General features: G+C 70.2%; 15 protein-coding genes and 1 other RNA gene. 10 read left to right on the forward strand and 6 right to left on the reverse strand.

From position 1 onward, the window contains the following. Positions 1 to 112: 112 nt before the first annotated feature. Entirely contained in the window at positions 113 to 6,583 is a 6,471-nt protein-coding gene (locus IE198_RS06795) for an RHS repeat-associated core domain-containing protein (RefSeq protein WP_229833781.1), read from the forward strand. Next, on the forward strand, positions 6,580 to 6,996 hold the full coding sequence (locus IE198_RS06800) for an RNA-binding protein (RefSeq protein ID WP_189883786.1): 417 nt from the start codon (positions 6,580 to 6,582) through the stop codon (positions 6,994 to 6,996). The genes IE198_RS06795 and IE198_RS06800 overlap by 4 nt, the downstream gene beginning before the upstream one ends. A gap of 94 nt (positions 6,997 to 7,090) precedes the next feature. Here the strand turns inward: IE198_RS06800 and IE198_RS06805 are convergent, their stop codons facing one another. Continuing rightward, positions 7,091 to 7,258, reverse strand: coding sequence for a hypothetical protein (locus IE198_RS06805; RefSeq protein WP_189883788.1), 168 nt, complete (start codon positions 7,256 to 7,258; stop codon positions 7,091 to 7,093). Positions 7,259 to 7,354: 96 nt separating this feature from the next. Continuing rightward, positions 7,355 to 8,605: a hypothetical protein gene (locus tag IE198_RS06810; RefSeq protein ID WP_189883790.1), complete on the reverse strand. Its 1,251-nt coding sequence runs from the start codon at positions 8,603 to 8,605 to the stop codon at positions 7,355 to 7,357. Positions 8,606 to 8,791: 186 nt separating this feature from the next. On the opposite strand from IE198_RS06810, the gene IE198_RS06815 reads away from it, so the two are divergent. The 4 genes from IE198_RS06815 to IE198_RS06830 are packed head-to-tail and all read left to right on the forward strand — an operon-like array spanning position 8,792 to position 12,715. Further along, complete coding sequence (locus tag IE198_RS06815; RefSeq protein ID WP_189883792.1) at positions 8,792 to 9,829, forward strand: ABC transporter substrate-binding protein; 1,038 nt, start codon at positions 8,792 to 8,794, stop codon at positions 9,827 to 9,829. Between the two features lie 41 nt (positions 9,830 to 9,870). Beyond that, positions 9,871 to 10,710 (forward strand): Nif3-like dinuclear metal center hexameric protein, encoded by an 840-nt coding sequence (locus IE198_RS06820; protein WP_189883794.1) that lies wholly within the window; start codon positions 9,871 to 9,873, stop codon positions 10,708 to 10,710. Beyond that, the gene (locus tag IE198_RS06825; RefSeq protein ID WP_189884381.1) at positions 10,707 to 11,450 is read left to right on the forward strand and encodes a zinc ribbon domain-containing protein; all 744 of its coding nucleotides are present in this window, start codon (positions 10,707 to 10,709) and stop codon (positions 11,448 to 11,450) included. Before IE198_RS06820 ends, IE198_RS06825 begins: the two co-directional genes overlap by 4 nt. Then, positions 11,450 to 12,715 (forward strand): bifunctional RNase H/acid phosphatase, encoded by a 1,266-nt coding sequence (locus tag IE198_RS06830; RefSeq protein ID WP_189883796.1) that lies wholly within the window; start codon positions 11,450 to 11,452, stop codon positions 12,713 to 12,715. The genes IE198_RS06825 and IE198_RS06830 overlap by 1 nt, the downstream gene beginning before the upstream one ends. Positions 12,716 to 13,002: 287 nt before the next feature. On the opposite strand, the gene eda is transcribed toward IE198_RS06830, so the two are convergent. Next, on the reverse strand, positions 13,003 to 13,638 hold the full coding sequence (gene eda / locus IE198_RS06835; protein ID WP_189883798.1) for a bifunctional 4-hydroxy-2-oxoglutarate aldolase/2-dehydro-3-deoxy-phosphogluconate aldolase: 636 nt from the start codon (positions 13,636 to 13,638) through the stop codon (positions 13,003 to 13,005). A gap of 70 nt (positions 13,639 to 13,708) precedes the next feature. Further along, positions 13,709 to 14,515, reverse strand: coding sequence for a peroxide stress protein YaaA (gene yaaA, locus IE198_RS06840; RefSeq protein WP_189883800.1), 807 nt, complete (start codon positions 14,513 to 14,515; stop codon positions 13,709 to 13,711). 109 nt (positions 14,516 to 14,624) lie between these two features. Here yaaA and IE198_RS06845 point away from each other — a divergent pair, with 109 nt between their 5' ends. Next, positions 14,625 to 16,067, forward strand: coding sequence for an RNB domain-containing ribonuclease (locus tag IE198_RS06845; protein ID WP_189883802.1), 1,443 nt, complete (start codon positions 14,625 to 14,627; stop codon positions 16,065 to 16,067). Here the strand turns inward: IE198_RS06845 and IE198_RS06850 are convergent. After that, positions 16,054 to 16,884 carry a hypothetical protein gene (locus tag IE198_RS06850; RefSeq protein WP_189883804.1) on the reverse strand — a complete coding sequence of 277 codons (831 nt, stop codon included), beginning with the start codon at positions 16,882 to 16,884 and terminating at the stop codon, positions 16,054 to 16,056. The two genes, IE198_RS06845 and IE198_RS06850, sit on opposite strands and share 14 nt — an antisense overlap. Then, on the reverse strand, positions 16,881 to 17,660 hold the full coding sequence (locus tag IE198_RS06855; RefSeq protein ID WP_189883805.1) for a MerR family transcriptional regulator: 780 nt from the start codon (positions 17,658 to 17,660) through the stop codon (positions 16,881 to 16,883). Before IE198_RS06855 ends, IE198_RS06850 begins: the two co-directional genes overlap by 4 nt. A 151-nt stretch (positions 17,661 to 17,811) precedes the next feature. Here IE198_RS06855 and IE198_RS06860 point away from each other — a divergent pair, with 151 nt between their 5' ends. From IE198_RS06860 to IE198_RS36295, 3 genes are all read left to right on the forward strand, one after another. Then, on the forward strand, positions 17,812 to 18,393 hold the full coding sequence (locus IE198_RS06860) for a Uma2 family endonuclease (RefSeq protein ID WP_189883808.1): 582 nt from the start codon (positions 17,812 to 17,814) through the stop codon (positions 18,391 to 18,393). Between the two features lie 30 nt (positions 18,394 to 18,423). After that, positions 18,424 to 18,843, forward strand: an RNA gene (rnpB, locus tag IE198_RS06865) — RNase P RNA component class A. A gap of 703 nt (positions 18,844 to 19,546) precedes the next feature. Next, a complete protein-coding gene (locus tag IE198_RS36295) occupies positions 19,547 to 23,446 on the forward strand; it encodes a DNRLRE domain-containing protein (protein ID WP_189883810.1) in 3,900 nt (1,299 codons plus the stop codon). The last annotated feature ends 12 nt before the right edge of the window (positions 23,447 to 23,458 follow it).

A 23,458-nucleotide genomic window follows, 5' to 3' on the forward strand; every position in this document is an offset into this window, starting at 1 on the left:
CCCACCACCGAAGTCAAGAATGCGAGAAACCGCCTTGTCCGGCACACAACGCGTGCCGTCGTGGTCATGGAGGAGAGCGGGCCGCCGCCGCATAGCGGCGGTCGCCCTTCCCGTGACCACGGCCATCGTCACGACTTTGCTCGGCGCCGCTCCGGCCCAGAAGTTCGAGCGTGACCCCAGCGCCCTGGAGAAGCCCGACTTCGGCAGGGCCGCCCCGTTCCAGGCCAAGCACGGGCAGATCCCGGACCCGACCCGCCAGGCGGCGGCCAAGACGCGGGAACGGGCGGCCCACAAGGTCGTCTGGCCCGCGGCCGGCGCCGCGAGCGTCACCGTCCCGTCGAAGCCGAACGCCGAAGCCAGGGCCGGCGGCCTGCCGGTCGCCCTCGGCCGGCCGGTGCCCGACGGGACGGGCAGGACCTCTGCCGCGGGCACGGCCGCCGCGAACCGCCTGCTGAAGCCGGCACCGGCCAAGGCCGAGGTCCGGATCCTCGACCGGAACAGGACGGCGAAGCTCGGCATCGAGGGCGTGGTCCTCACCGTGCGCCGTGCGGACGGCAAGGCCGATCCGTCGGGGCTGTCCGTCGCCCTCGACTACAGCGGCTTCGCCGACGCCTACAGCGGCAACTGGGCCTCCCGGCTCCGCCTGGTGCAGCTCCCGGCCTGCGCCCTCACCACGCCGGAGAAGCCGGCGTGCCGCACCACCACGCCCGTGCCGTCCTCGAACGACACGGTGGACCGCACCGTCACCGCCCAGGTGGCGACGCCGAAGCCGACCGCGCAGACGCGCAGCGCCGGCGGGTTCACCGTCCTCGCCGCCTCGGCCGGCACCTCCTCGGACCAGGGCACGTACGAGGCGACCCCGCTGTCGCCGTCGGCGACCTGGTCGGGCGGCGGCTCCAACGGCGACTTCACGTGGTCGTACCCGATGGACGTCGTGCCGCCCCCGGCCGGCCCCACACCGTCGGTGGCGATCGGCTACTCGGCGCAGAGCGTCGACGGCCGCACCTCCTCCACCAGCGCCCAGCCGTCCTGGGTCGGTGAGGGCTTCGACCTGCCCACCTCGTACATCGAGCGCTCCTACGGCTCGTGCGACGACGACGGCCAGGACAACAAGTACGACCAGTGCTGGAAGGAGGACAACGCCTCCATCGTCCTGAACGGCAAGTCCAGCTCGCTGATCCTGCTCGACAAGGCCAAGGGCACCTGGCGCCTCCAGGGCGACGACGGCGAGCGCGTCGTGCGCACCGCCGGAGCGGTCAACGGTGACGACGACGGCGAGCACTGGACCGTCACCACCACCGACGGCACGCAGTACGTCTTCGGCAAGAACCGGCTGCCCGGCTGGGCCACCGGCAAGGCCGAGACCAACTCGGTGTGGACCGTCCCTGTCTTCGGCGACGACTCCGGCGAGCCCGGGTACGACGCCGGCACCGGCTTCTCCGCCCGTGCCAAGACCCAGGCATGGCGCTGGAACCTCGACTACGTCGTGGACCCGCACGGCAATGTCATGACGTACTGGTACGACAAGGAACTGAACCACTACGCCAAGAACGGCACCACCGGCAACGGCGCCGAGTACGTCCGCGGCGGCCACCTCAAGCGGATCGACTACGGTCAGCGCACCGACACGATCTTCTCCACCACCCGGCCCGCCGCGGCACGGGTGAAGTTCACGGTCGCCGAGCGTTGCGTACCGGTCAGCGGCGGGGAGACCTGCACCTCGCTGACCTCGAGCAACCGCAACGCCTGGCCGGACGTGCCGTACGACCAGATATGCAAGAAGGACACGGTCTGCACCGACCAGCCGGCGCCTTCCTTCTTCTCCCGCAAGCGCCTCACGGCTGTCACCACCCAGGTCTACAAGGGCACCGGCACCGGCGCGGACACCGACTACCGCGACGTCAACCAGTGGGCGCTGGACCAGTCCTTCCCGGACCCGGGCGACGGTTCCAACGCCGGGCTGTGGCTGAAGTCCATCCAGCACACCGGCAAGTCGGGCACGCCCATCACCCTGCCGGCCGTCACCTTCGCCGGCATCCAGCTCCACAACCGCGTGGACAGGACCGGCGACGACGTCCCGCCCTTCATCAAGTGGCGCGTCCGCACGGTCACTTCGGAGACGGGCTCGGTGCTCACGGCGAACTACTCCGACCCCGAGTGCGTCGCCGGCACCAACATCCCGGCCGCGCTCGACAAGAACACAAAGCGCTGCTACCCGGTCAAGTGGATCCCGCCGTCGAACCCGACACCGGGAACGGACCCGCAGCCCCGCACCGACTGGTTCCACAAGTACGTGGTCACCCAGGTCACCGAGTCCGACCCGACCGGTGGCTCACCGCTGAAGCAGACCGACTACACGTACCACGGCGGCGGCGCCTGGGCGTACGACGACCAGTCGCCCATCACCCAGGCCAAGTACCGCACCTGGGGCATCTGGCGCGGCTACCAGAAGGTCACCACCACGACCGGTGAGGCGGCGGGCGTCCGCTCCAAGTCGACCTCCCTGTTCTACCGGGGCATGCACGGGGACAAGCAGCTCGACGGAACCACCCGCTCGGAGACGGTCACCGACTCCACCGGCACATCGGTCGACGACGAGGAGCAGTACGCCGGCCAGGTGCGGGAGGCCATCACGTACAACGGCACGGCCGGCGGCGAGATCTCCGGCACCATCACCACGCCGTGGTCGCAGAACACCGCCACCGCCACCCACTCCTACGGCACGGTGCGCGCCTACATGACGCGCACGGCCAAGGAGGTCAAGCGCACCCCCGTCGCGGGCGGTACGCCGATCACGTCCACCACGAACTCGACGTACGACCCGCAGAGCGGTCTGACGCTCACCGTGGAGACCGAGGGCGGTGGGGTGAAGGACTGCACCCGCACCGAGTACGCGAAGAACACCACGGACTGGCTGCTCACGGCCGTGAAGCGGGTGGAGAAGGTCTCGGTCGGCTGCGGTGTCACGCCCAACCGCACGGGTGACCCGGAGACCACCCACGTCATCTCGGACGTCCGCACCTCCTACGACGGCCAGGCGTACGGCGTTGCCCCCACCAAGGGTGACGTGACCGCCCAGCAGCGGGTCAACGGATACACCAGCGGCACCGCCCAGCTGCAGACCGTCGCCACCGCGAAGTACGACGCCCTCGGCCGTCTCATCGACCAGTGGGACCCCGACGGCACACGTACCAACCACATCGAGTACACGCCGGCCACCGGGGGGCCGCTGACCGGCAAGAAGGAGGTCAACGCCCTCGGTCACACGGTGACGACCGAGATCGCTCCCGACTGGGGTTCGAACACGGTCAGCCTGGACCCCAACGGCAAGCGCACCGAGAACGCCTATGACGCCCTCGGCCGTCTGACGGACGTCTGGCTCGCCGACCGCAACCGGGCAGGCGGGGACGCCTCGAGCCGCAAGTTCGAGTACCGGATCCAGCGCGGTGCGGCCTCGTGGGTTGCCACCAAGACGCTCAAGAACGACGGCAACACGTACCACACGTCGTACGCCCTGTACGACGCCCTGCTCCGCCCGCGCCAGACCCAGGCGCCCGCGGCGGTCGGCGGTGGCCGCGTCATCACGGACACCAAGTACGACACCCGTGGCCTGGAGGTGGAGACCGCAGCCGACTACATCGACACCACTGCGCCGTCGGGTCAGTTGGCGACCCTCCTGACGGCCGCCCCCGCGGGGGTGCAGAAGGTGTACGACGGAGCCGGGCGGCCGACGATCGAGGTCACCCTCGCCCAGGGCAAGGAGCACTCCCGCACCACCACGACGTACGAGGGCAACGCGACCACGGTCGAGCCCCCGGCCGGCGCTGCCGCCGTGCGCGAGGAGGTCGACAGTCGTGGCCGCCTCGCCGAGAAGCGGGAGTACGAGGGGAACAGGGCGACGGGTGCCTACACCCGCCTCACCTATTCCTACGGCCGGGCCGACCTGTTGTCCAGGGTGCAGGACAACGACGGCAACGCGTGGGAGTACGGCTACGACTTCCTGGGCCGGACCGTCGCGGTCACCGACCCCGACGCCGGTACCTCCAGGAAGGAATACGACCACCTCGACCGCGTCACCGTCACCGAGGACGCCCGAGGCAGCATCCTCAGCCACACCTACGACCTGCTCGGGCGCCCGACCGGCCGGCTGTCGGGCCGTATCCCGGTGGTCAACGGCGTGCCGACGATCGACGACTCCAAGTACCTGGCGCGCTGGTCGTACGACACGATCGCCATCGGGCAGCCGACGTCCTCGATCCGGTACGAGGGCGGCAAGAGCGGCAAGGTGTACGCGACGACCAACGCCGCGTACGACCCGCTCTACCGGGTGCTGAAGGAGCAGTACACCATCAGCACCAGCGAAGGTGCGGTGGCGGGAACCGGCACCTACACCATCACCAACGCCTACAACCTCGACGGCACACCGCAGTCGCGCGTGATCCCCGCCATGGGCGGACTCGCCCAGGAAGTGATCACCTACGGCTACAACGACCAGCGCCTGCCCACCACTCTGCAGGGGCTGACCGGCATCGTCCGCGGCACCGACTACCTGCCGGCCGGTGAGCGCATCCGTCTCACGCTGGGTGTCTCCTCCACCTCCAAGTGGACGGAGATCAACACCTCCTACGAGGACGGCACCAAGCGGCTGGCGCGGCAGACCGTCGTCTCCGAGTCCAACAGCACCACGGACGCGGACACGCACTACCGGTACGACCCGGCCGGCAACCCGGTCGAGATCGACGACCGGGCCACGGCCCCGGGCGACAAGCAGTGCTTCACCTACGACGGGCATCGTCGTCTGAAGAGCGCGTGGACCGCCGGCGCCGACTGCGCGACGGCACCCACCGCCGCGGGCGTCGGAGGCGTCGCACCGTACTGGAAGTCGTTCACGTACGACACCGCGGGCAACCGCAAGACCGTCACCGACCACCTGGCCACGGGCGGGCCGGCGACCACCACGTACACCTACGACCGCACCACCGCGGAGAACAGCCTCCGCCCGCACCTGCTGGCCTCCACCACGACCAGCCCCGCGAACTCCGCGAGCCCGGACACGAGCTACACCTATGACGAGTCGGGCAACACCAGGACCCGCACGATCGGAGGCAAGACCCAGAACCTCGAGTGGGGCCCGGAGAACAACCTCACCAAGGTGACGGAGGCCAACAGTGCGGAGACGTCGTTCCTCAACGACGCAGGCGGCAACCGGCTCATCCGCCGGGACGCCACGGGCACCACGCTGTACCTCGGCGAGACCGAGCTGCGCCACGACCAGGCGACCGGCAAGGTCCAGGCGACCCGCTACTACTCGCACGGCGGCCAGGTCGTCGCGGTGCGCACCCCGCAGTCGCTGACCTGGACGAGCGCCGACCACAACGGCACCGCCAACGTGCAGATCGACGCGGCGACCCAGGTGGTGACCCGCCGTCACTCGCAGCCGTTCGGCGAGACGCGCGGCACCCGGCCCGCACAGTGGACCGGCGAGAAGGGCTTCGTCGGCGGTACGCAGGATCCCACCGGCCTCACCCACCTCGGCGCACGCGACTACGACCCGACGACGGGCCGCTTCGTCAGTGCCGACCCGATCGCGGACCTGAAGGACCCGCAGCAGATCAACGGCTACGCCTACAGCAACAACAACCCCGTCACCTTCGCCGACCCGGACGGCAAGTGGTTCCTCTCGATGATCTTCGCCCTGATCCGGCTCATCCGGGCGATCATCCGGTACGTCGCGGCGGCCATCCACACGTCCTACCGGCAGAACTACAGCCAGCGGGCGTCCAGGAACGGGTCACGAACCGGGCTCTCCGCCTCCGGAAGTGCGAGCTTCGCCTCCAGCAGCGGTGACAACTGCCCCGCGATCCAGCGGAACTACGGGATCTGCAACAACAAGGAACCCGAGAACCCGAAATCGCTCGGGCAGTCGCTCAAGGACACCGCAGGAGGCATCGGGGACTTCCTCGCCGGCACCGCGGACGCCGTCGAGTACGCCACCGAACCGTGGTGCTGGTTCGGTGCGGACTGCGGCGTGCAGGAGACGTACCGCGAGAAGGCGAAGGAAGCCGGGGTCGAAGTCGGCTCCAAGGAGTACAAGGACACGGCCGACGCGGCCGAGACGGTGTCCCTGCTGTTCGGTGGCTGGGGCCTGCTGAAGGCCATCATCAGGAAGGCGCTCAAGGGCGGGACCAAGGCCGACAGTCCATCCGGTGACAAACCGGGAGCGGCTGTCGCCGCTCGCCCCGACTTCAACAGCCCGATGTCGGCGTGGGGCCACTACGAGAAGCACGTTCTCGGGGTCAAGAGAAACAAGAGGGGCAAAGTCACAGGACCCGCGAAGGAGCCTCCGAACATGCCCGAGTTCAAGGGGCAAGGAGGATACGAGCGATATCGGGAGACGGCGCGTTCGTTCATGTCGGGCGGCGGTCCGGAGGGCTCCGTGACGCTTCCTTCGAGCTCCGGCGGATTCTTCCGGGTCGACCAGAAGACGGGCTACTTTGGATACATGAACGCCTCTGGAACGATCTCGACGTTCTTCCGGCCGCACATGGACCCGATGCAGTACTTCCGGGAGCAGTTCAAGTGACGGACGAGAACGATGCGACGTTGACCTCTGCTTTCACCCGGGTCGCCGGCGCGGCGGGCTGGAAGTGGTCCGACGACCCCTGGAGATCGTGCGAGGGGTGGCGGAGCTTTGTGGAGGAATGCGCAGAGGGCTACGAGATGGATTACAGCGAGTACCTGCACGACATCTCCGTGCGGGACCTGCTGGATCTGGCACTGAACGACGAGGCCGCCAGGCGGGCCGACGGCTTCTCCGAGTTCTCCGCCGCCGTCCGGAACACCGATCAGGCGTTCCGCGAACTCATCGGGCAGGGTCCTGTGATCAGGCCGGACGAGCCGAGATGGTGGAGGCGGTCACTGCCGCCCCTCGGCGGCGAGGAGTTCGTGAGAGACGTACAGGAAAGACTGAGGGTGTCCTTGGTCACCACCGCATAAAAGTGTCGTGGCCGCCACCATGTGGCGGCCACGACCCGTTTTCCCGGCACGCCCGCGCTCCGCTCGGGCGTCCGAAACCGGCTGCGGCGTCCTGTCACGACCCTTCGGAACCGGACGGCCGACGGTGGCGGCCGTGCGGCTGCGTCGCCGCGTCCTCGCTCGCCGCACCGCCCCGGTGCTTTCCGGCACCGCCGCCGTCGCCCCGGACCGCGGCCGCGGGCTGCGGGCGCTCGTGGGTCGTGTCGGTTCGGACTTCAGACATGTGGGAAGTCACCCCGTGTGATCGTTAGGTACGTGTGTCGCAGGGAGCCCGGCCGCAACCGTGAGATCCGTGGCCCGGTCGCCCCGGCCCGTGAGTCTAACCACGGGCACCCCGGCCGGTGAGTGGTGCCTGCTGCAACGGAACCGGCCTGTGCACAACAGGACTCACGGAGCCTTCGCACGGTTCCCCACCTGCGGCTTCCGGTTGTGCCGGTTCTGTGGCCGCCCCGTGCCGATAGGTTTCTGCAGAGGAAACGACGGCGTCCGGCGCCTGGGTCCGTGCCACTGCGCACGCCACCGACCCTGTCGCGTAGGGGAGTTGCAGCACACCTCCCCGGCTCCAGGTCCCGGCGCCGGTCAACCAGCCTTCCGGAGCCGGTAGTTGGTGCAGTTGACGGCCCGCCGGCCGCCACACGCCCACCCAGCTGCCCGCCGCGCCGTCGATCCGCAGGGCCACCGCACAGCTCTCCGGCGTCAGCACCTGCCCGGGCTGCACGGCGAACGGTGTCATCCGCGCGTCAGGCAGCCGCAGGCTCCGCGGGAACCGCACCGGCAGCAGGCTCCCCAGCACACCCCAGCCGAGCAGGTCCTGGCCCGGACCCGGCGCGTTCGAACGGACCAGCAGCAGACCGCTGTCGGCGTCCGCGAGCAGCAGTCGGTCGTCACTGTCCTCCGTGATCTGCAGCAGCGGCGTCACCTCGCCGCCCCGAGCCAGATCGACCGCGACCGTCTTGACCGGCCCGCCGTCCGGCCCGCACCTGTCCAGTGCGAGCATCCGTCCCGTACGGTCCAGCCAGGCGCCGCCCGAGCAGTGACCTGCGATGTCGGCAATGTGCTCGGGGCCGCCCGCGCCGCCCGCCACCATCCAGAGGCCCGTCGAACGCCCACCGGGTGCCAGGGCATAGGCGCGGATCCCGTCCGGCGACGGGGGCAGCAGCGTCAACTCCTCGGCGGTGACGGCCCCGAGGGCCAGCTCGCCCGTCACCGGGCCGGTCGGGGACAGCAGCGAGAACGTGTGCCGCTCCGCGACGCGGCGGCGGATCAGGACCCGGCCGTCGACGAGCGGCAGAACCTGCGCCTCCCGTTCCTCCGGCTGGTCGAGCGGCAGCGGGACGGCGTACGGCTCGGGCCCGTCCAGCGTCCAGCGCTCGGGGAACAGCGCGTCGCCGCCACCGGCGAGGCGGGCACCGTACGTCCCGTCCGCGGTGATCGTGAGCCCCGGTGCCCCGGCAACTGCCGGGGGCTCCGCGTCCCCCGCGCTCACCGGCTCCGGGCCGTCGGCGCCGTCCGTTCCGCTGTCCGCCACCGCCCCGTCCTCCGTGGCGGTCTCGATGGCCAAGGCTGTCATCGATGCCTCACCTCCGGCCACCGAAGCTAGGGATCGCACTTCCTGCCGAACAATACGAGACAGGTCCACTTCACACATATGGGTGGCCATGCACCGATTTGCCTGAGGGGTAAGGGGCGGTTGTGCTCTCAGGCGCGGCCGTGCGTAAGGTAAGGGCCACCTAAGTTCGCAGAGCAGGAGTACGCCATGTCCCTACGCCGCCGCGGTGCAGCCGCCGCAGTCGCCTTCGCCGCTGCCCTCTCCCTCGCCGCCTGCGGCACCGACGGCGGGGCAGGTGAGGACACCGGCGCGAAGTCCGACGGCGGCGGCAAGAAGGCTGTGGCCCAGGGTGGCGAGGACTTCGGCGACGCGGCCGAGAAGACGGCGGCGATGGGCACGGACGCGAAGCCCGGTGAGTTCCCGCGCACCATCACCCACGCGCTCGGCAAGACCGAGATCAAGGCCGCGCCCAAGCGTGTCGTCGTCCTCGACGTCGGTGAGCTCGACAACGTCGCCTCCCTGGGCGTCCGGCCCGTCGGTTACGCGCCCACCGAGGGCGACGACGGCGTCCCCGAGTACCTGAAGAAGACCGCGGGCAGCCCCAGGAGCGTCGGCACCATCAACAGCCTCAACCTGGAGGCCGTCGCGGCCCTGAAGCCGGACCTGATCCTCGGCAGCCAGCTGCGCGCGAACGACAAGTACCAGGAGCTGTCCCGGATCGCTCCGACCGTCTTCTCCCTCCGCCCCGGCTTCACCTGGAAGGAGAACTACCTTCTGAACGCCGCCGCCCTCGACAGGACGGCGGAGGCCGAGGCCAAGCTCGCCGCGTACGAGAAGAAGGCCAAGCAGCTCGGGGCCGACCTCGGCGAGAAGAAGCCGACCGTCACCATGCTGCGCTACATGCCGGGCAAGATCCGTCTCTACGCGCAGGCCTCCTTCATCGGCACGATCCTGCGCGACGCCGGTGTCCCGCGCCCGGAGAACCAGCAGATCGACGACCTCGCCGCCGAGATCAGCCCGGAGAAGATGGACGAGGCCGACGCCGACTGGATCTTCACGGGCGTCTACGGCGACCCGTCGAAGACCCAGCGCGACACCGCCGAGTCCAACCCGCTGTGGAAGGACCTGGGGGCCGTCAAGGCCGGGCAGGCCAAGGACGTTCCGGACGAGACCTGGTACCTCGGTCTCGGCGTCACCGCCGCCGACGAGGTCCTCGACGACCTGCGCGGCTTCCTGGTGAAGTAGGGGCACACCTCACGGGCGGGCGGGGCAGGTAGCCTTTGTGCGTGCCCCGCCTGTCTGAAGTCATCGCCGAGCTCGACGCCCTCTGGCCCCCCGAGCGGGCCGAACAGTGGGACGCCGTCGGCACGGTCTGTGGAGACCCCGACGCCGAGGTCACCCGTGTTCTGTTCGCCGTCGACCCCGTCCAGGACGTCGTCGAAGAGGCGGTGAAGCTCGGCGCCGGCCTGCTCGTCACCCACCACCCGCTCTATCTGCGGGGTACGACGACGGTCGCGGCCGGCCACTTCAAGGGCCGGGTCGTGCACACGCTGATCAAGAACGACATCGCCCTGCACGTCGCACACACCAACGCCGACACCGCCGACCCCGGTGTCTCCGACGCCCTCGCCGGCGCTCTCGACCTGCGCGTGGTGCGCCCCCTGGTGCCCGACCCCTCCGACCCGAGCGGCCGCCGCGGCCTCGGCCGGGTGTGCGAGCTGGACCGCCCCCAGACGCTGCGCGAGTTCGCGGCGCGCGCCGCGAAGCGTCTGCCCGCCACCGCGCAGGGCATCCGCCTCGCCGGCGACCCGGAAGCGACGGTCCGCACCGTCGCCGTCAGCGGCGGCTCCGGCGACAGCCTCTTCGAACAGGTACGGGCCGCAGGCGTCGACGCCTTCCTCACCGCCGACCTGCGCCACCACCCGGCGTCCGAGGCCACCCAGCACTCGCCGCTCGGCCTGGTCGACGCCGCGCACTGGGCCACCGAATGGCCCTGGTGCGAACAGGCCGCGGCACAGCTCGACGAGATTTCCGACCGGCACGGCTGGGACCTGCGGGTCCACGTCTCGAAGACGGTCACCGACCCCTGGTCCGCCCACCACGATTCCTCTGGAGCCCCCAACTGAACGCTGCGCCCGCCGACCAGATCCGACTCCTCGACGTCCAGGCCCTCGACCGGCGCCTGGCGCAGCTCGCGCACCGGCGCAAGTCGCTGCCCGAGCACGCCGAGATCGAGTCGCTGACCAAGGACCTCACTCAGCTGCGGGACCTGCTCGTCGCCGCGCAGACGGAGGAGAGCGACACCGCCCGCGAGCAGACCAAGGCCGAGCAGGACGTCGACCAGGTGCGCCAGCGCGCCACCCGCGACCAGCAGCGTCTCGACTCCGGCGCGATCACCTCGCCGAAGGACCTGGAGAACCTGCAGCGCGAGATCGTCTCCCTCGCCAAGCGTCAGGGCGATCTGGAGGACATCGTCCTCGAGGTCATGGAGCGCCGTGAGTCCGTGCAGGAGCGCGTCGCCGAGCTGACCGAGCGGGTCTCCTCCGTGCAGGGCAAGGTCGACGACGCCACCGCCCGCCGGGACGCCGCGCAGGAGGAGATCGACGGCGAGGCCGCGTCCGTCACCAAGGAGCGCGAGGTCGTCGCCGGTTCCGTCCCGGACGACCTGCTGAAGCTGTACGAGAAGCTCCGGGTCCAGCAGGGCGGCGTGGGCGCGGCCCGGCTGTTCCAGCGGCGCTGCGAGGGCTGCCAGCTGGAGCTGAACATCACCGAGCTGAACGACGTCCGCGCGGCCGCGCCCGACACGGTGCTGCGCTGCGAGAACTGCCGCCGCATTCTCGTCCGTACGTCCGAGTCGGGACTCTGATGCGGGAGTTCGTCGTCGAGGCCGACGGCGGCTCCCGGGGGAACCCCGGCCCCGCCGGTTACGGCGCGGTCGTCCTCGACCCGGTCTCCGGCGAGCCTCTCGCCGAGACCGCCGAGTACATCGGCGTGGCGACCAACAACGTCGCCGAGTACAAGGGCCTGGTCGCCGGCCTCAAGGCCGCGTACGCGCTCGACCCCGAGGCGGCGATCCGGGTACGGATGGACTCCAAGCTGGTCGTCGAGCAGATGTCGGGCCGCTGGAAGATCAAGCACCCCGACATGAAGCCGCTGGCCGCAGAGGCCGCCAGGGTCTTCCCGCCCGGGCGGGTCACCTACGAGTGGATCCCGCGCGAGCGCAACAAGCACGCGGACCGGCTCGCCAACGAGGCGATGGACGCGGGCAAGAAGGGCAAGCAGTGGGAGCCATCGCGCTCCATGGCGGCGCTCGACGCGCGCGACGCGGAGGCGGTCCGAGTGGTGGGCGACGCGGCGGCCGGCGCGGCGAAGGCGCGGGCGGCGCTCGCGGCTGCCACGCCCGTGCGCACGGGGCTCTCGGCCGCCGGGCCCCAGCCTGCCCCCGCCCAGGCGGAACCGGCCCCCGTCGCCACCGCCACCGCACCCGGCTGGGGCCCGCCCGACATGGGGCTGCCCGCCACCTTCGTGCTGCTCCGGCACGGGGAGACGGTCCTGACCCCCGAGAAGCGGTTCTCCGGCAGCGGCGGCAGCGACCCGGTCCTGTCGGCCGTCGGCCGCCGCCAGGCAGACGCCGCCGCCGCGGCCCTCGCGGCGCGGGGCACGATCCAGGAGATCATCAGCTCCCCGCTGCGGCGCTGCCGTGAGACCGCGGACGCGGTCGCCGCGAAGCTCGGCCTCGACGTGATCCTCGAAGAGGGCCTGCGCGAGGCCGACTTCGGCGCGTGGGAAGGCCTGACGTACGCCGAGGTACGGGAGCGGTACCCCGACGACCTCGACGCGTGGCTCGCCTCCCCGAAGGCCGCGCCGACGGGTGGCGGCGAGAGCTTCGCGACGGTGGCGCGACGGGTCGCCGCGACCCGCGACAAGCTCCTCGCACGCTGTCAGGGCCGCACGGTCCTGCTGGTCACCCACGTGACCCCGGTCAAGACCCTGGTCCGCCTGGCACTGGGGGCGCCGCCGGAGTCCCTGTTCCGCATGGAGCTGTCGCCGGCGTCGATGTCGGCGGTGGCGTACTACGCGGACGGCAACGCGTCGCTGCGCCTGCTGAACGACACGTCCCACTTGCGCTGACGGCTGCGGACGCGGTCGGGCCGCTGCACGGTGCGCGTACCGCGCTTCGCGCGGTGTCCTCGATCGCCGGCCGCCGGGCCGAGGGTTTTGGGGCGGAGCCCCGGCTTCGGAATGGGGCACCACCCACGCCGCCAGGCGTAGAGGGACGGCGTGGCGGGAGCAGGCCCCGCGGAGCGGCACCCGCGTCACCGGTGATGAGGCGCCCCCGCGCCGCGAGGGCAGCGGCGGCGGCATCGCGGTCACCCTGCTCTGCGGATTGCCGCCGCAGTGGCATGCACCGGCAGCGGTCACGTTCCCGTTCCGCCGTTCCACCCCAGCGCCGCCGCCTCCCGGGCCAGCGACTCGACCCGGGTCCAGTTCCCGGCCCGTACCGCGTCCGCCGGGAGCATCCACGTACCGCCGACACACGCCACGTTCGCCAGCGCGAGGTACGCGGGCGCGGACGCGAGCGACACCCCGCCCGTCGGGCAGAAACGGGCCTGGGGGAGCGGGCCCGTGAGGGACTTCAGGTAAGGCGTGCCACCCGCCGCCTCCGCGGGGAAGAACTTCATCTCGCTCACCCCGCGCTCCAGCAGCGCCACAACCTCCGACGTCGTCGAGATCCCGGGCAGGAAGGGCACCCCCGACGCCCGCATCGCGTCCAGCAGCGGGTCCGTCCATCCAGGGCTGACCAGGAACCGCGCCCCGGCAGCCACCGCCGACGAGACGTTCTCCGCCGAGATCACCGTCCCCGCGCCGACGACCGCTTCCGGGACCTCCGCCGCGATCGCGCGGACCGCGTCGAGCGCTGCCGGGCTCCGCAGCGTCACCTCGATCGCGGGCAGGCCGCCCGCGACCAGGGCGCGGGCGAGCGGCACGGCGTCGGAGGCGTCGTCTATGACGACGACAGGCATGACGGGGGCGAGGTCCAGCACGGAGGTCATGCCCTCATCCTGCCGACCAGAAGTGATGCACGCAACGACCGTTGCGCAGTATGCAACGCCACGCGAATGCTCAGTGGATCTCGGACACCACCACGTCCAGTCCCCATGCCTTCCCCGGCTTCCCCGGAGCCTGCGCCTCCACGACGTACCCGAGGTCCCGAAGCGCCTCCACCAGCGCCGCCGGTGTCTTCGGCGCCGCCCCGGCCTCCAGCAGGCGCCGCACGATCCGGCCCTTCGTCGCCTTGTTGAAGTGGCTGACCACCGAGCGCTTCTCGACGCCGGTCGACCCGTCGATCTGCGAGTGCAGTACCCGGACCGTCGCCGTACGGTCCGCCACCTCGCCCTTCGGCTTCCACGCCGCCGCGTAGGCCGACGAGCGCAGGTCGAGCACCAGCCCGCCGCCGGCCGCCTCCGGCAGCACCGACTCCATCGGGCCGCGCCAGTACGCGCCCAGCGCGCCGAGCCCCGGCAACTTCACGCCCATCGAGCAGCGGTACGACGGGATACGGTCGCCGACCCGGACCGCGCCCCACAACCCGGAGAACACCAGCAGCGACTGCCGGGCCCGCCTGCGCGAGGCCGGGTCGAGCGTGGCCAGGCCCAGAGCGTCGTACAGCACACCCGTGTAGATCTCACCGGCCGGCCGGGTACCCGCCGTCCGCAGCTCCGCGTTCTTCGCGATCTCGCCGCGCAGACCTTCGCTCAGCCCGAGGACCTGCTGCGCCTTCGCCTCGTCGGCGGCGCACAGCTCCACCAGTTCGTCCAGCACGGCGGCCCGTGCGTCCGCGAGCCCCGGCAGCGACAGCGACTCCGGCTTCAGCGGAGCCCCGCGGCCGGAAGCGGCCTTGCCCTCCGACGGCGGCAACAGGACAAGCACGGCAGGTCTCCTTCGTACGTACACGGGTGGGGGTGCGGCCCCGCGCCAGACTACAAAGGGCCGGCGCCGCCGAAATGCCACCACCCCCGCCCCGCCCTACGCTCGGTCCATGCCCCGCCGCCAGATGAACGTGACCGGCGCAGCCGAGGCCCCGCTGCGCGCCGCCCTGCGTGAGCTGCGTAGGACGCTCGATGTGCCCGGCGGCTTCCCGGCGGCGGCACTCGCCGAGGCCGAGGCGGCGGCGAAGGCGCCGCGGCTGCCCGATGAGGACGCCACGGACATCCCCTTCTTCACGATCGACCCGCCCACGTCCGCCGACCTCGACCAGGCCATGCACCTCGCCCGCCGCGAGGGCGGTGGCTACCGCGTCCACTACGCGATCGCCGATGTCGCCGCCTTCGTGAGGCCCGGCGGCGCGCTGGACGCGGAGGCCCACCGAAGGGTGCAGACCCTGTACTTCCCCGACGAGAAGGTCCCCCTCCACCCGCGCGCACTCTCCGAGGGCGCGGCCAGCCTGCTGCCCGGCCAGAGCACTCCCGCACTGCTGTGGCGGATCGACCTCGACGCCGAGGGGAGAACGCTCGAAGCCCATGTCCGCCGCGCGCTCGTCCGCAGCCGCACCAGACTCGACTACGAAGGCGCGCAACGGCAGATCGACACGGGCTTCGCAGAGGAACCGCTCGCCCTGCTGGGGGACATCGGGCAGCTCCGTGAGGCACTCGAGGTCGAACGCGGCGGCATCTCCCTGAACGTCCCCGAGCAGGAGATCGCCGAACGAAGCGGCACTTACGTCCTCGAATACCGTGCCCCGCGACCCGCCGACGGCTGGAACGCGCAGATCTCCCTCCTCACGGGCATGGCCGCCGCCGACCTGATGACCGCGTCGGGCACGGGCATCCTGCGCACCCTGCCGACCGCGCCCGACGGGGCCGTGGCCCGGCTGCGCCGCTCGGCGCAGGCGCTGCACGTCGAGTGGCCGCACCACGTCTCGTACGCCGAGCTCGTCCGCTCCCTCGACCCGCGCGAACCGCGCCACGCCGCCTTCCTGCAGGAGTGCACCACGCTGCTGCGGGGCGCCGGGTACACGGCGTTCGCCGGCGGGGTGCTGCCCGTGCCCGCCGTCCACGCGGCGGTCGCCGCCGCTTACACCCACTGCACCGCGCCGCTGCGCCGGCTCGTCGACCGCTACGCGGGCGAGTTGTGCGTCGCCGCCGTGGCGGGGCAGGAGCCGCCGGAGTGGGTGAGCGCCGCCCTGGACGCGCTGCCCGGCGAGATGGCCGAAGGGGCCCGCCGCGGCAACACCGTGGAGCGGGAATGCGTCGACGTCCTCGAGGCGATCGTGCTGCGGGACCGGATCGGTGAACTCTTCGACGCGGTCGTCGTCGATGTGAAGGAGAACGACCCGTCGACCGGAACCGTCCTTCTCGAGGACCCTGCGGTGGTGGCGCGCATCGACGCCGCCGGTGCGGCGCTGCCGCTGGGGGAGCGGCTGCGGGTCCGCCTCGTCGAGGCGGACCCGGGGCGGGCGAAGGTACGGTTCACGCCGGCCTGACCGGTACCTGAGCCGGGCGCCTGCCGTCCGCCGCCTCCCGCAGGGCCTTGGCGAAGGCCCGTGCGTCGTCGGCGTGGGCCCGGACCGTACGGACGGGCCTCTCCCGTCCCAGCAGGCCGACATGCGTCACCGGCTCCGACAGCTCCAGCGTCACCGAGGTCTGTGCGGCGACCTTCAGATCGAGGACGCCGTCCTGCTGCTCGTGCGTGAAGAGCAGCTCGTACCGGACGTCGGCAATCCGGTCCAGCGGTATCCGCAGATCCACATGGCCGGCCTGGCGCAGCCGCAGCGTGTCCGACGACAGGACGTGGGGACGGGTGACGGAAGCGGCCTGCAGGCCCAGCATGAACAGCACGGTGTAGAGGTCCACGACGAGCAGCACCGCATGCACGGCCGGCCGGTCCATCAGCAGATACGACACGGCCACCGTTTCCACGACGCACACGAACGTGAAGCCGTACATCAGCGCGGCCTGGTCCCGGGCGTGCCCGAAGGACCGGTCGCCGGGCCCGACACCGTCGCGGCGCCGGCCGACCCACAGGAACAGGCTGCGCATCAGCCGCAGTTCATGGCCCACGAGCCGCAGTACGGGAGCGGGCGCCAGCTCCGCCACCGCCTCCTGCCGGGTCCGCCCGCCGCTGCGCAGCCTCAGGTACGCGAACACCTCGGCGGCGAGCAGCAGCACGAGCGCGGCCTCCGCGGCAGCGAGCACGGGCTGCGGGAACGTCACGCCGCCCAACAGGCAGGCGATGAGCATCAACTCGGCGGGCAGCACCCCGTACGCGACGGCCCGCAGCGCGCTCTGCGGCCGGCTCACCGGGCGCACTCCATCAGCAGTTCCAGTGCGCGGGTCACGACCGCGGCCTGGGCGGGGGAGAATTCCGCCAGAAAGGCGTCCATGAAACCGTCGTCCGGCCCGGTGTCCCCCAGGTTCGTCACCACATCCTCGGGGAGGATGGCGGCGAGTGCCCGGGCCGTCTCCTCCACCCGGGGATCGGACGGGTCCGCGTCCGCCAGCACGTCGAGCTCCCCGTACAGCGCGTACGCCCGCTCCATCGCCCCCGGCGCCTCGGTCATCCGGCGCATCGCCTCCATCAGCCGCTCCTGTTCCGGCTCGGGCGCCACGGTGTCCAGCAGGGCCGGCAGCTCCCGGTCCTTGGCCGCCATCGCGGGCTCCGGCCCGGGCAGCCCGGCGGATGCGCGGGCCATGTCCCCGAAGAGCTCCGCGAGCCGCGGCGACACCGGGCCTTCCGTGGTCAGCTCGCCGCTGCGGGCCTGCGCGAGCAGCGCGGCCAGCCGTGCCCGCCGTGCGTGGATCAGCGCCTCCTGTCGCGCCAGGTCCTGGTCCAGCTCCTCGAGCACCTCGACGAGGTCGCGGCCGGCGTCGTCCGCCAGTACGTTCCGCACCTCGTCCAGCCCGACCCCCAGCTCCGTCAGCCGCCGGATCCGCGCCAGCAGTACGACGTCGCGGACCCCGTACTCCCGGTATCCGTTGGGGCGGCGTACGGGTTCCGGCAGCAGCCCCAGGTGGTGGTAGTGCCTGACGGCCCGTGTGGTCACCCCTACCAGCGCGGCGATCTCTCCGATTCGCATGCGACCAGTAGAAACGTTGACGTTGCGACAAGGTCAAGCCCGGACGGTGACCGTGCGGAATGCCGTCGTGTTCCCTTGGCCGTGTGCCACGATCGAGGGAACGACCCCGATCGCACGGACGGCGGGTGCCTCGATGTCCGACGCTGACGACATGACTGGCATGCCGCACGAACCGGTCACGCAGGACGCTGACGTCCTGCTGGAGGGCTTCCTGGCGCTGGACACGCCGGAGGGCTTCCGGGCGGAGTTGATCGAGGGGGAAATCGTGGTGACCCCGCCGCCGGACGGGGACCACGAGGACTGCATCAGCCTGATCGTCACGCAGGTGATCAAGCAGGCGCGGACCGATATGCAGTTCTCCGGCAACAAGGGTCTGACCCTGAAGAACGTGCCCGACAGCCCGAGAAACCATGTCATTCCGGACGGCGCTTTCGCCCCGAGGGAGCTGCGGCTCTACCGTGGCGCGGATCCATGGATGCCCTGTGACGGGGTGGCCATGGTCCTCGAAGTGACCTCCACACGGGCCAAGGCCGACCGTGAGACCAAGCGGCGGTGCTACGCGAGGGGTGGCATTCCGCTGTACCTCCTCGTGGACCGGGACGCTTCCTCCCTGACGCTCTTCACCGACCCGGGACGCGGTGACTACCGGGAGCAGCACACTGTGCCGTTCGGCAAGCCGCTCCCCCTCCCCGACCCCTTCGGCTTCGACCTGGAGACCACCGACTTCCTCTGAAACGCCAGGTAGCATGGTCCCCACGGCAGACGAGCCGGGCGGACGGCCGCGTGGGTCCCTTCACAGGGCCTCCCGAGGAACGTCCGGGCTCCACAGGGCAGGGTGGTGGCTAACGGCCACCCGGGGTGACCCGCGGGACAGTGCCACAGAAAGCAGACCGCCGGGGCTGCGCTCTTTCAAAGAGGGCGGTCCTCGGTAAGGGTGAAACGGTGGTGTAAGAGACCACCAGCGCCTGGGGTGACCCAGGCGGCTAGGTAAACCCCACCTGGAGCAAGGTCAAGAGGGACCGCCGCAAGGCGGTTCTGCGCGGACGCATGAGGGCTGCCCGCCCGAGTCCGCGGGTAGACCGCACGAGGCCGGCGGCAACGCCGGTCCTAGATGGATGGCCGTCGCCCCGACGACCGCGAGGTCCCGGGTGCACAGAACCCGGCGTACAGCCCGACTCGTCTGCCGCCACCTGCGGCTTTGCCTTGGAAAGGGCCTCTGACCTGGTCGGAGGCCCTTTCCGGTCTTTCGGGGGCTTGCCGCGTCAGGCGGCGAAAAGTCCCTCGGAAGTCCCTGGCGTCTCCGGATACGACGGCACGCCGGCCGGCACCTACCTGCCCTGACAGGCGCCTGCGCCCGCCCGGAGGAATCTTCAAACCAGGCGAAGTCCTCACCTCGGTGGTGAGCAGGTCGTCCCGCTCGTCGGCATCCGCCACGGCCTGGCGGATCCAGCCGCCCAGGGCTCGTGATGCACGCCGAGTTCCTCGGCCACACGGCGAATGACGGGCCATCGTCTGGGCTCCTCCCATGAGAGGCCCATCTGACCTGCTGTCACACATCTCCGCATCGCTCGGGGGCGCCAATTGCCCCGCACCTACCCGGAAGCCGCCCCTTTCATCAGAGCAGAACGGCCTGCGGGCCCCAGGCACTCACGTCTCGACGTCTTACCGGCGGTGGCTGCAGCGTTGCTGTGTCCGCGATGTGGACGAGCTGTGTAGCAAACAACACGTTTAAGGCGAGGGCCGCGCCCGGCAACCTGCGTGCACATCAGGGTGGTTGTGGAGCCTTGCCGTAACTGACTTCACCTGACACCTACATCCACATAGGGTCTCACCACGCGCAATCAGTCGCACACAGGTTCGAATCCGATGAAAGGATGCGTTACTCCATGTCTTCCTACAGGCACCCGGCTTCGCGGCGCCGAGCAGGTATCGCGGCTGTGGCTCTCCTGCTTCTGTTAGCCGATCCCGTGCTCTTATCGGGCGGTCAGGCAACCGCAGCACCCTCGTCCGACGGGGACCCCAGGCCGGTTCAGCCGTCCAAGGCGGACCTCCAGGCGTCGGACCGGGCATGGGCCGCCCAGCACGCCAAGGGCTCCAAGGCGTGGGCGATCACCGAGGCGGAGAAGACCGGGAAGAAGGTCGTCGTCACCGACGAGACGACCCCGACCACCTACACCGTAGCCAATCCCGACGGCACCCTGACCACCGAACTGACTGCCGGCCCGGAACGAATATGGAAGAACGGCACGTGGCGGAAGGTCGACGTCACCCTCGCCAAGGGCCCCGACGGCAGCATCGCCCCCAAGACACACCCCAACAGCCTGCGGCTGGGCGGCAAGGGCGGCGCGCTGCCGAAGTCGCTGAGCGCCGCGCAGGACGACTCGGCCCGTGACCTGGTCACCCTCGGCACCGGTGAGGACAAGGTCACACTGCAGTGGAAGGGCGGCCTCCCAGAGCCAGAACTGGACGGTACCCGCGCCCGCTACAACAACGCGGTACCCGGCGCCGACGTCATCGTCGAGGCCACCCGCACCGGCTTCGAGCAATTCGTCGAGATCGACAAGCAGCCCACCGGCGCCTACTCCTACACCCTCCCGGTGAAGGCCAAGGGCCTGAAGGCGAAGGCGAACAAGGACGGTTCGGTCACCTTCTCCGACGCCGAGACTGGCGCGCAGCGCGCCGTCATGCCCGCCCCGGTCATGTGGGACGCGGCCGTCGACAAGACCTCCGGCGAGCACTCCCGCCGGGTCCGCGTCGACATGCAGGTCGTCGACAAGGGTGCCGGGGAGGTCGACCTGGTCGTCACCCCGGACGCGGACTTCCTCGCCGACCCCAAGACGCAGTACCCGGTCACCGTCGACCCGTCCACCTCCGCACTGTCGAACACCTTCGACACCTACGTGCAGCAGGGCGAGACCGTCGACTGGTCCACCGACGTCGAACTGGACTTCGGCAATCCGGGAACGAAGAACGCCGACGGCACGCCGCGCACCGCACGCTCGTTCATCACGTGGAACACCACGCCGATCCAGGACGCGCTGATCGTCGACACCAACCTGGCGCTGTGGAACTTCCACTCCGGCAACACCGACTGCACCGCCCAGAAGTGGGCCGTCTGGGACACCAGCGCCCCCTCCACGTCCTCGCGGTGGACGTCGCAGCCCACCTGGAAGCAGGAGTACCACTCCTCCACGCAGACCAAGGGCAACCCGGACTGCACCGCCACGCAGCCGGACGGCTGGATCAACGCCGACGTCGACACCCTCGTCCAGTCCTGGGCGTCCGCCAAGGCCACCCGAGGCCACATGGGCCTGCGCGCCTCCAGCGACGACATCAAGGCGTGGAAGCGAGTCAACTCGGCCAACAACGGTGCCAACCAGCCGAAGCTGACGGTCACCTACAACTACCGTCCGGGTGACGGCACCGCACAGCAGGCCGGTGCGCCCTTCAAGTCGTATGCGGGCGTGTGGGCGGTCAATACCACTGCTCCCACCCTGCGGGACAAGTTCACCGACGCCGACGGCGACAAGGTCAACGGCACCTTCCAGGTCTACGACGCCGCCACCAACAAGCCGATCACCACCCCCGCCGGCGAGGGCCTGATCGTCTCCGACTACGTCGCTCCGGGCGAGTGGGCCTCCGTGAAGGTGCCCGCCGGGCAGCTGGTCGACGGCAAGACCTACAAGTTCCGCACCAACTCCTACGACGGCACCCACTACAACCTGAACTGGTCACCGTGGCGCCAGTTCGTCGTGGACACCACCGCCCCCGGCGAGCCGGCTTCGATCGACTCGCCGACCTACCCCGCTGACGGCAACGGCGGCGGCGCCGGTGTCGACGGCACCTTCAACGTCGACACCGGCGACGCCGGAGCTCGCGAGATCCGCTACCGCGTCGACGGCGAACTCCCCCAGGACGCCGACCCCGGTGTGCTGGACGGCACCGAGGAAGGCGAGGACAACGGCGGCATCAACGCACCCCGCGCCGTTGCCCCGGAGTGGCAGAGCACACCGACCACAGGCCAGACCGGCTCGTTCTCCGCATCGCCGGACCGCGCCGGCGCCCACCACGTCGAGGTTCGGACCGTGGACCGTGCCGACAACGTCGGCACCACCGGAACCTACGGCTTCCTCGCCGGCGGCCAGGTGCGCACCAACCACGTCGTCAACATCAAACTCCCGGACAAGCCTGCCTACAACGACGGAAGGTTCAAAGCGACCGGCGAGTGGCAGCTGATCCCTGGCTACGACACCCGAGCCGCGAGGCTCGGCCGCACCGAACAGGGCAGCAACTGCACCGACCAGGGCGACGGCACAGTGACCTGCGCCAACCTCCGGCCCGTCACGGGCAAGGCCAAGGCATGGGCCAAACCCACCATCGTCACGGAACAGCTCTCGGACACCCCCAAGGGCATCCGGGCCGCCAATGAACTGATCCCTGCCTGCTCCGGCATCAACGACGACGGCACCCCCAATCCCGACAACGCGCTGTGGGGCTGGTTCACCCGTACCGAGATGTGCATGGCCGCGTACTACGAGTACTACACCTACGACAAGAAGACCAAGAAACGCCTCTCCCAGGCGGACTTCTTCATCGACGTTCAGATCAAGGTCGACACCAAGAGCCCGGACATGAAGTACTGGGCCAGGATCCGGCCGAAGAAGGCCGCTCCGCCCACCCCGGCCATGAAGAACGACATCAAGATCAACTTTGATCCTCGGTGCGACTTCGGCTGTACCGCCGCCGACACGTCCTTCCAGTGGGACGGCCCCATGACCTGGAAGGGCGCCGCCGAATACGACAACCACGAAGTCACCGGTTCCGCCACTCTCACCTGGGACGTGAAGAACGACCAGGACAGCGCCAATGGCTCCGGCTGGGACGGCAAGTCCCGCAAGGACAGCATCCGCCAGCGCGGCTTCCCTGTCGGCTTCTTCGGCCCAGAATTCTCCGGAGCCACTGCCGACGACGACACCGACCACGGCGCAGCCTCCGACAAGCTGTTCCAGTCCGAGGCCCGCTGCGACTTCGCCGACGTCGGCCTGTCCCCAGGGTGCGTGTTCCCGGAGTACGCACCCGGCTACGTGATCAAATCCAACGAGTTCCCGGCCGCTGCCGCCCACCTCTATCTGATCCGCGCAAAGATGGGCCTGAAGAACAACGGCGATGCCAACACAGGGCCGGGCACCAACCCGTTCCACCCGCTGCACTACCTGCCCATGTCCGACAAGAAGGAACACAAGGCCAACCAGCGCAACGAGTGGGACCGAGGCCCCAACCAGAACCGCGGCAAGATCTGCGGAAGGTCCGGCCAGTACGGCTTCGAACCGCACGGCCTGACCAAGGGGGCCATCGACCAGTACAACCACCCGAAGAAGGACGTCGTCTCCTGCGACGAGTTCTCCTTCAACACCACCTATGAGTCCGCGGGCATGCCCGCCAGCCAGGTACCCTCCGGCGTCACCTCCTACGAGGTTCCCAACGGCGCTCACTGTGTGCAGACCTACGAAGGTAAGGCCGCCGACGGCAAGATCTATTTGCGGGACGACGGCCGCTATCCGGAGCCGGACTGGACGAACATCAAGTGCGGACGGTCCTCCATGGCGCTGTCCGTCAACTCCGGAGCGATGCGCGCCTTCGGAGCGTTCGCCAAGTCCTACCGGATGCTCGACACGGACCCCTTCTACATCTACGCACCTCTGGCTGACATCGGCTGCGACGAAGCGGTGATGAAGAAGATCGTCACCTGCGAGATCACCGACGTCGACCCCGACACCATCCCCTGACACCAGCACATG

Source organism: Streptomyces xantholiticus, assembly GCF_014651015.1.
Lineage (GTDB): Bacteria > Actinomycetota > Actinomycetes > Streptomycetales > Streptomycetaceae > Streptomyces > Streptomyces xantholiticus.

Excerpts from the sequence above, each read along its gene's own strand:
- IE198_RS06805 (WP_189883788.1), bottom strand. The coding sequence starts at position 7,258 with ATGTCTGAAGTCCGAACCGACACGACCCACGAGCGCCCGCAGCCCGCG.
- IE198_RS06810 (WP_189883790.1), bottom strand. The coding sequence starts at position 8,605 with ATGACAGCCTTGGCCATCGAGACCGCCACGGAGGACGGGGCGGTGGCG.
- IE198_RS06815 (WP_189883792.1), top strand. The coding sequence starts at position 8,792 with ATGTCCCTACGCCGCCGCGGTGCAGCCGCCGCAGTCGCCTTCGCCGCT.
- IE198_RS06830 (WP_189883796.1), top strand. The coding sequence starts at position 11,450 with ATGCGGGAGTTCGTCGTCGAGGCCGACGGCGGCTCCCGGGGGAACCCC.
- eda (WP_189883798.1), bottom strand. The coding sequence starts at position 13,638 with ATGACCTCCGTGCTGGACCTCGCCCCCGTCATGCCTGTCGTCGTCATA.
- IE198_RS06845 (WP_189883802.1), top strand. The coding sequence starts at position 14,625 with ATGCCCCGCCGCCAGATGAACGTGACCGGCGCAGCCGAGGCCCCGCTG.
- IE198_RS06855 (WP_189883805.1), bottom strand. The coding sequence starts at position 17,660 with ATGCGAATCGGAGAGATCGCCGCGCTGGTAGGGGTGACCACACGGGCC.
- IE198_RS06860 (WP_189883808.1), top strand. The coding sequence starts at position 17,812 with ATGACTGGCATGCCGCACGAACCGGTCACGCAGGACGCTGACGTCCTG.
- IE198_RS36295 (WP_189883810.1), top strand. The coding sequence starts at position 19,547 with ATGTCTTCCTACAGGCACCCGGCTTCGCGGCGCCGAGCAGGTATCGCG.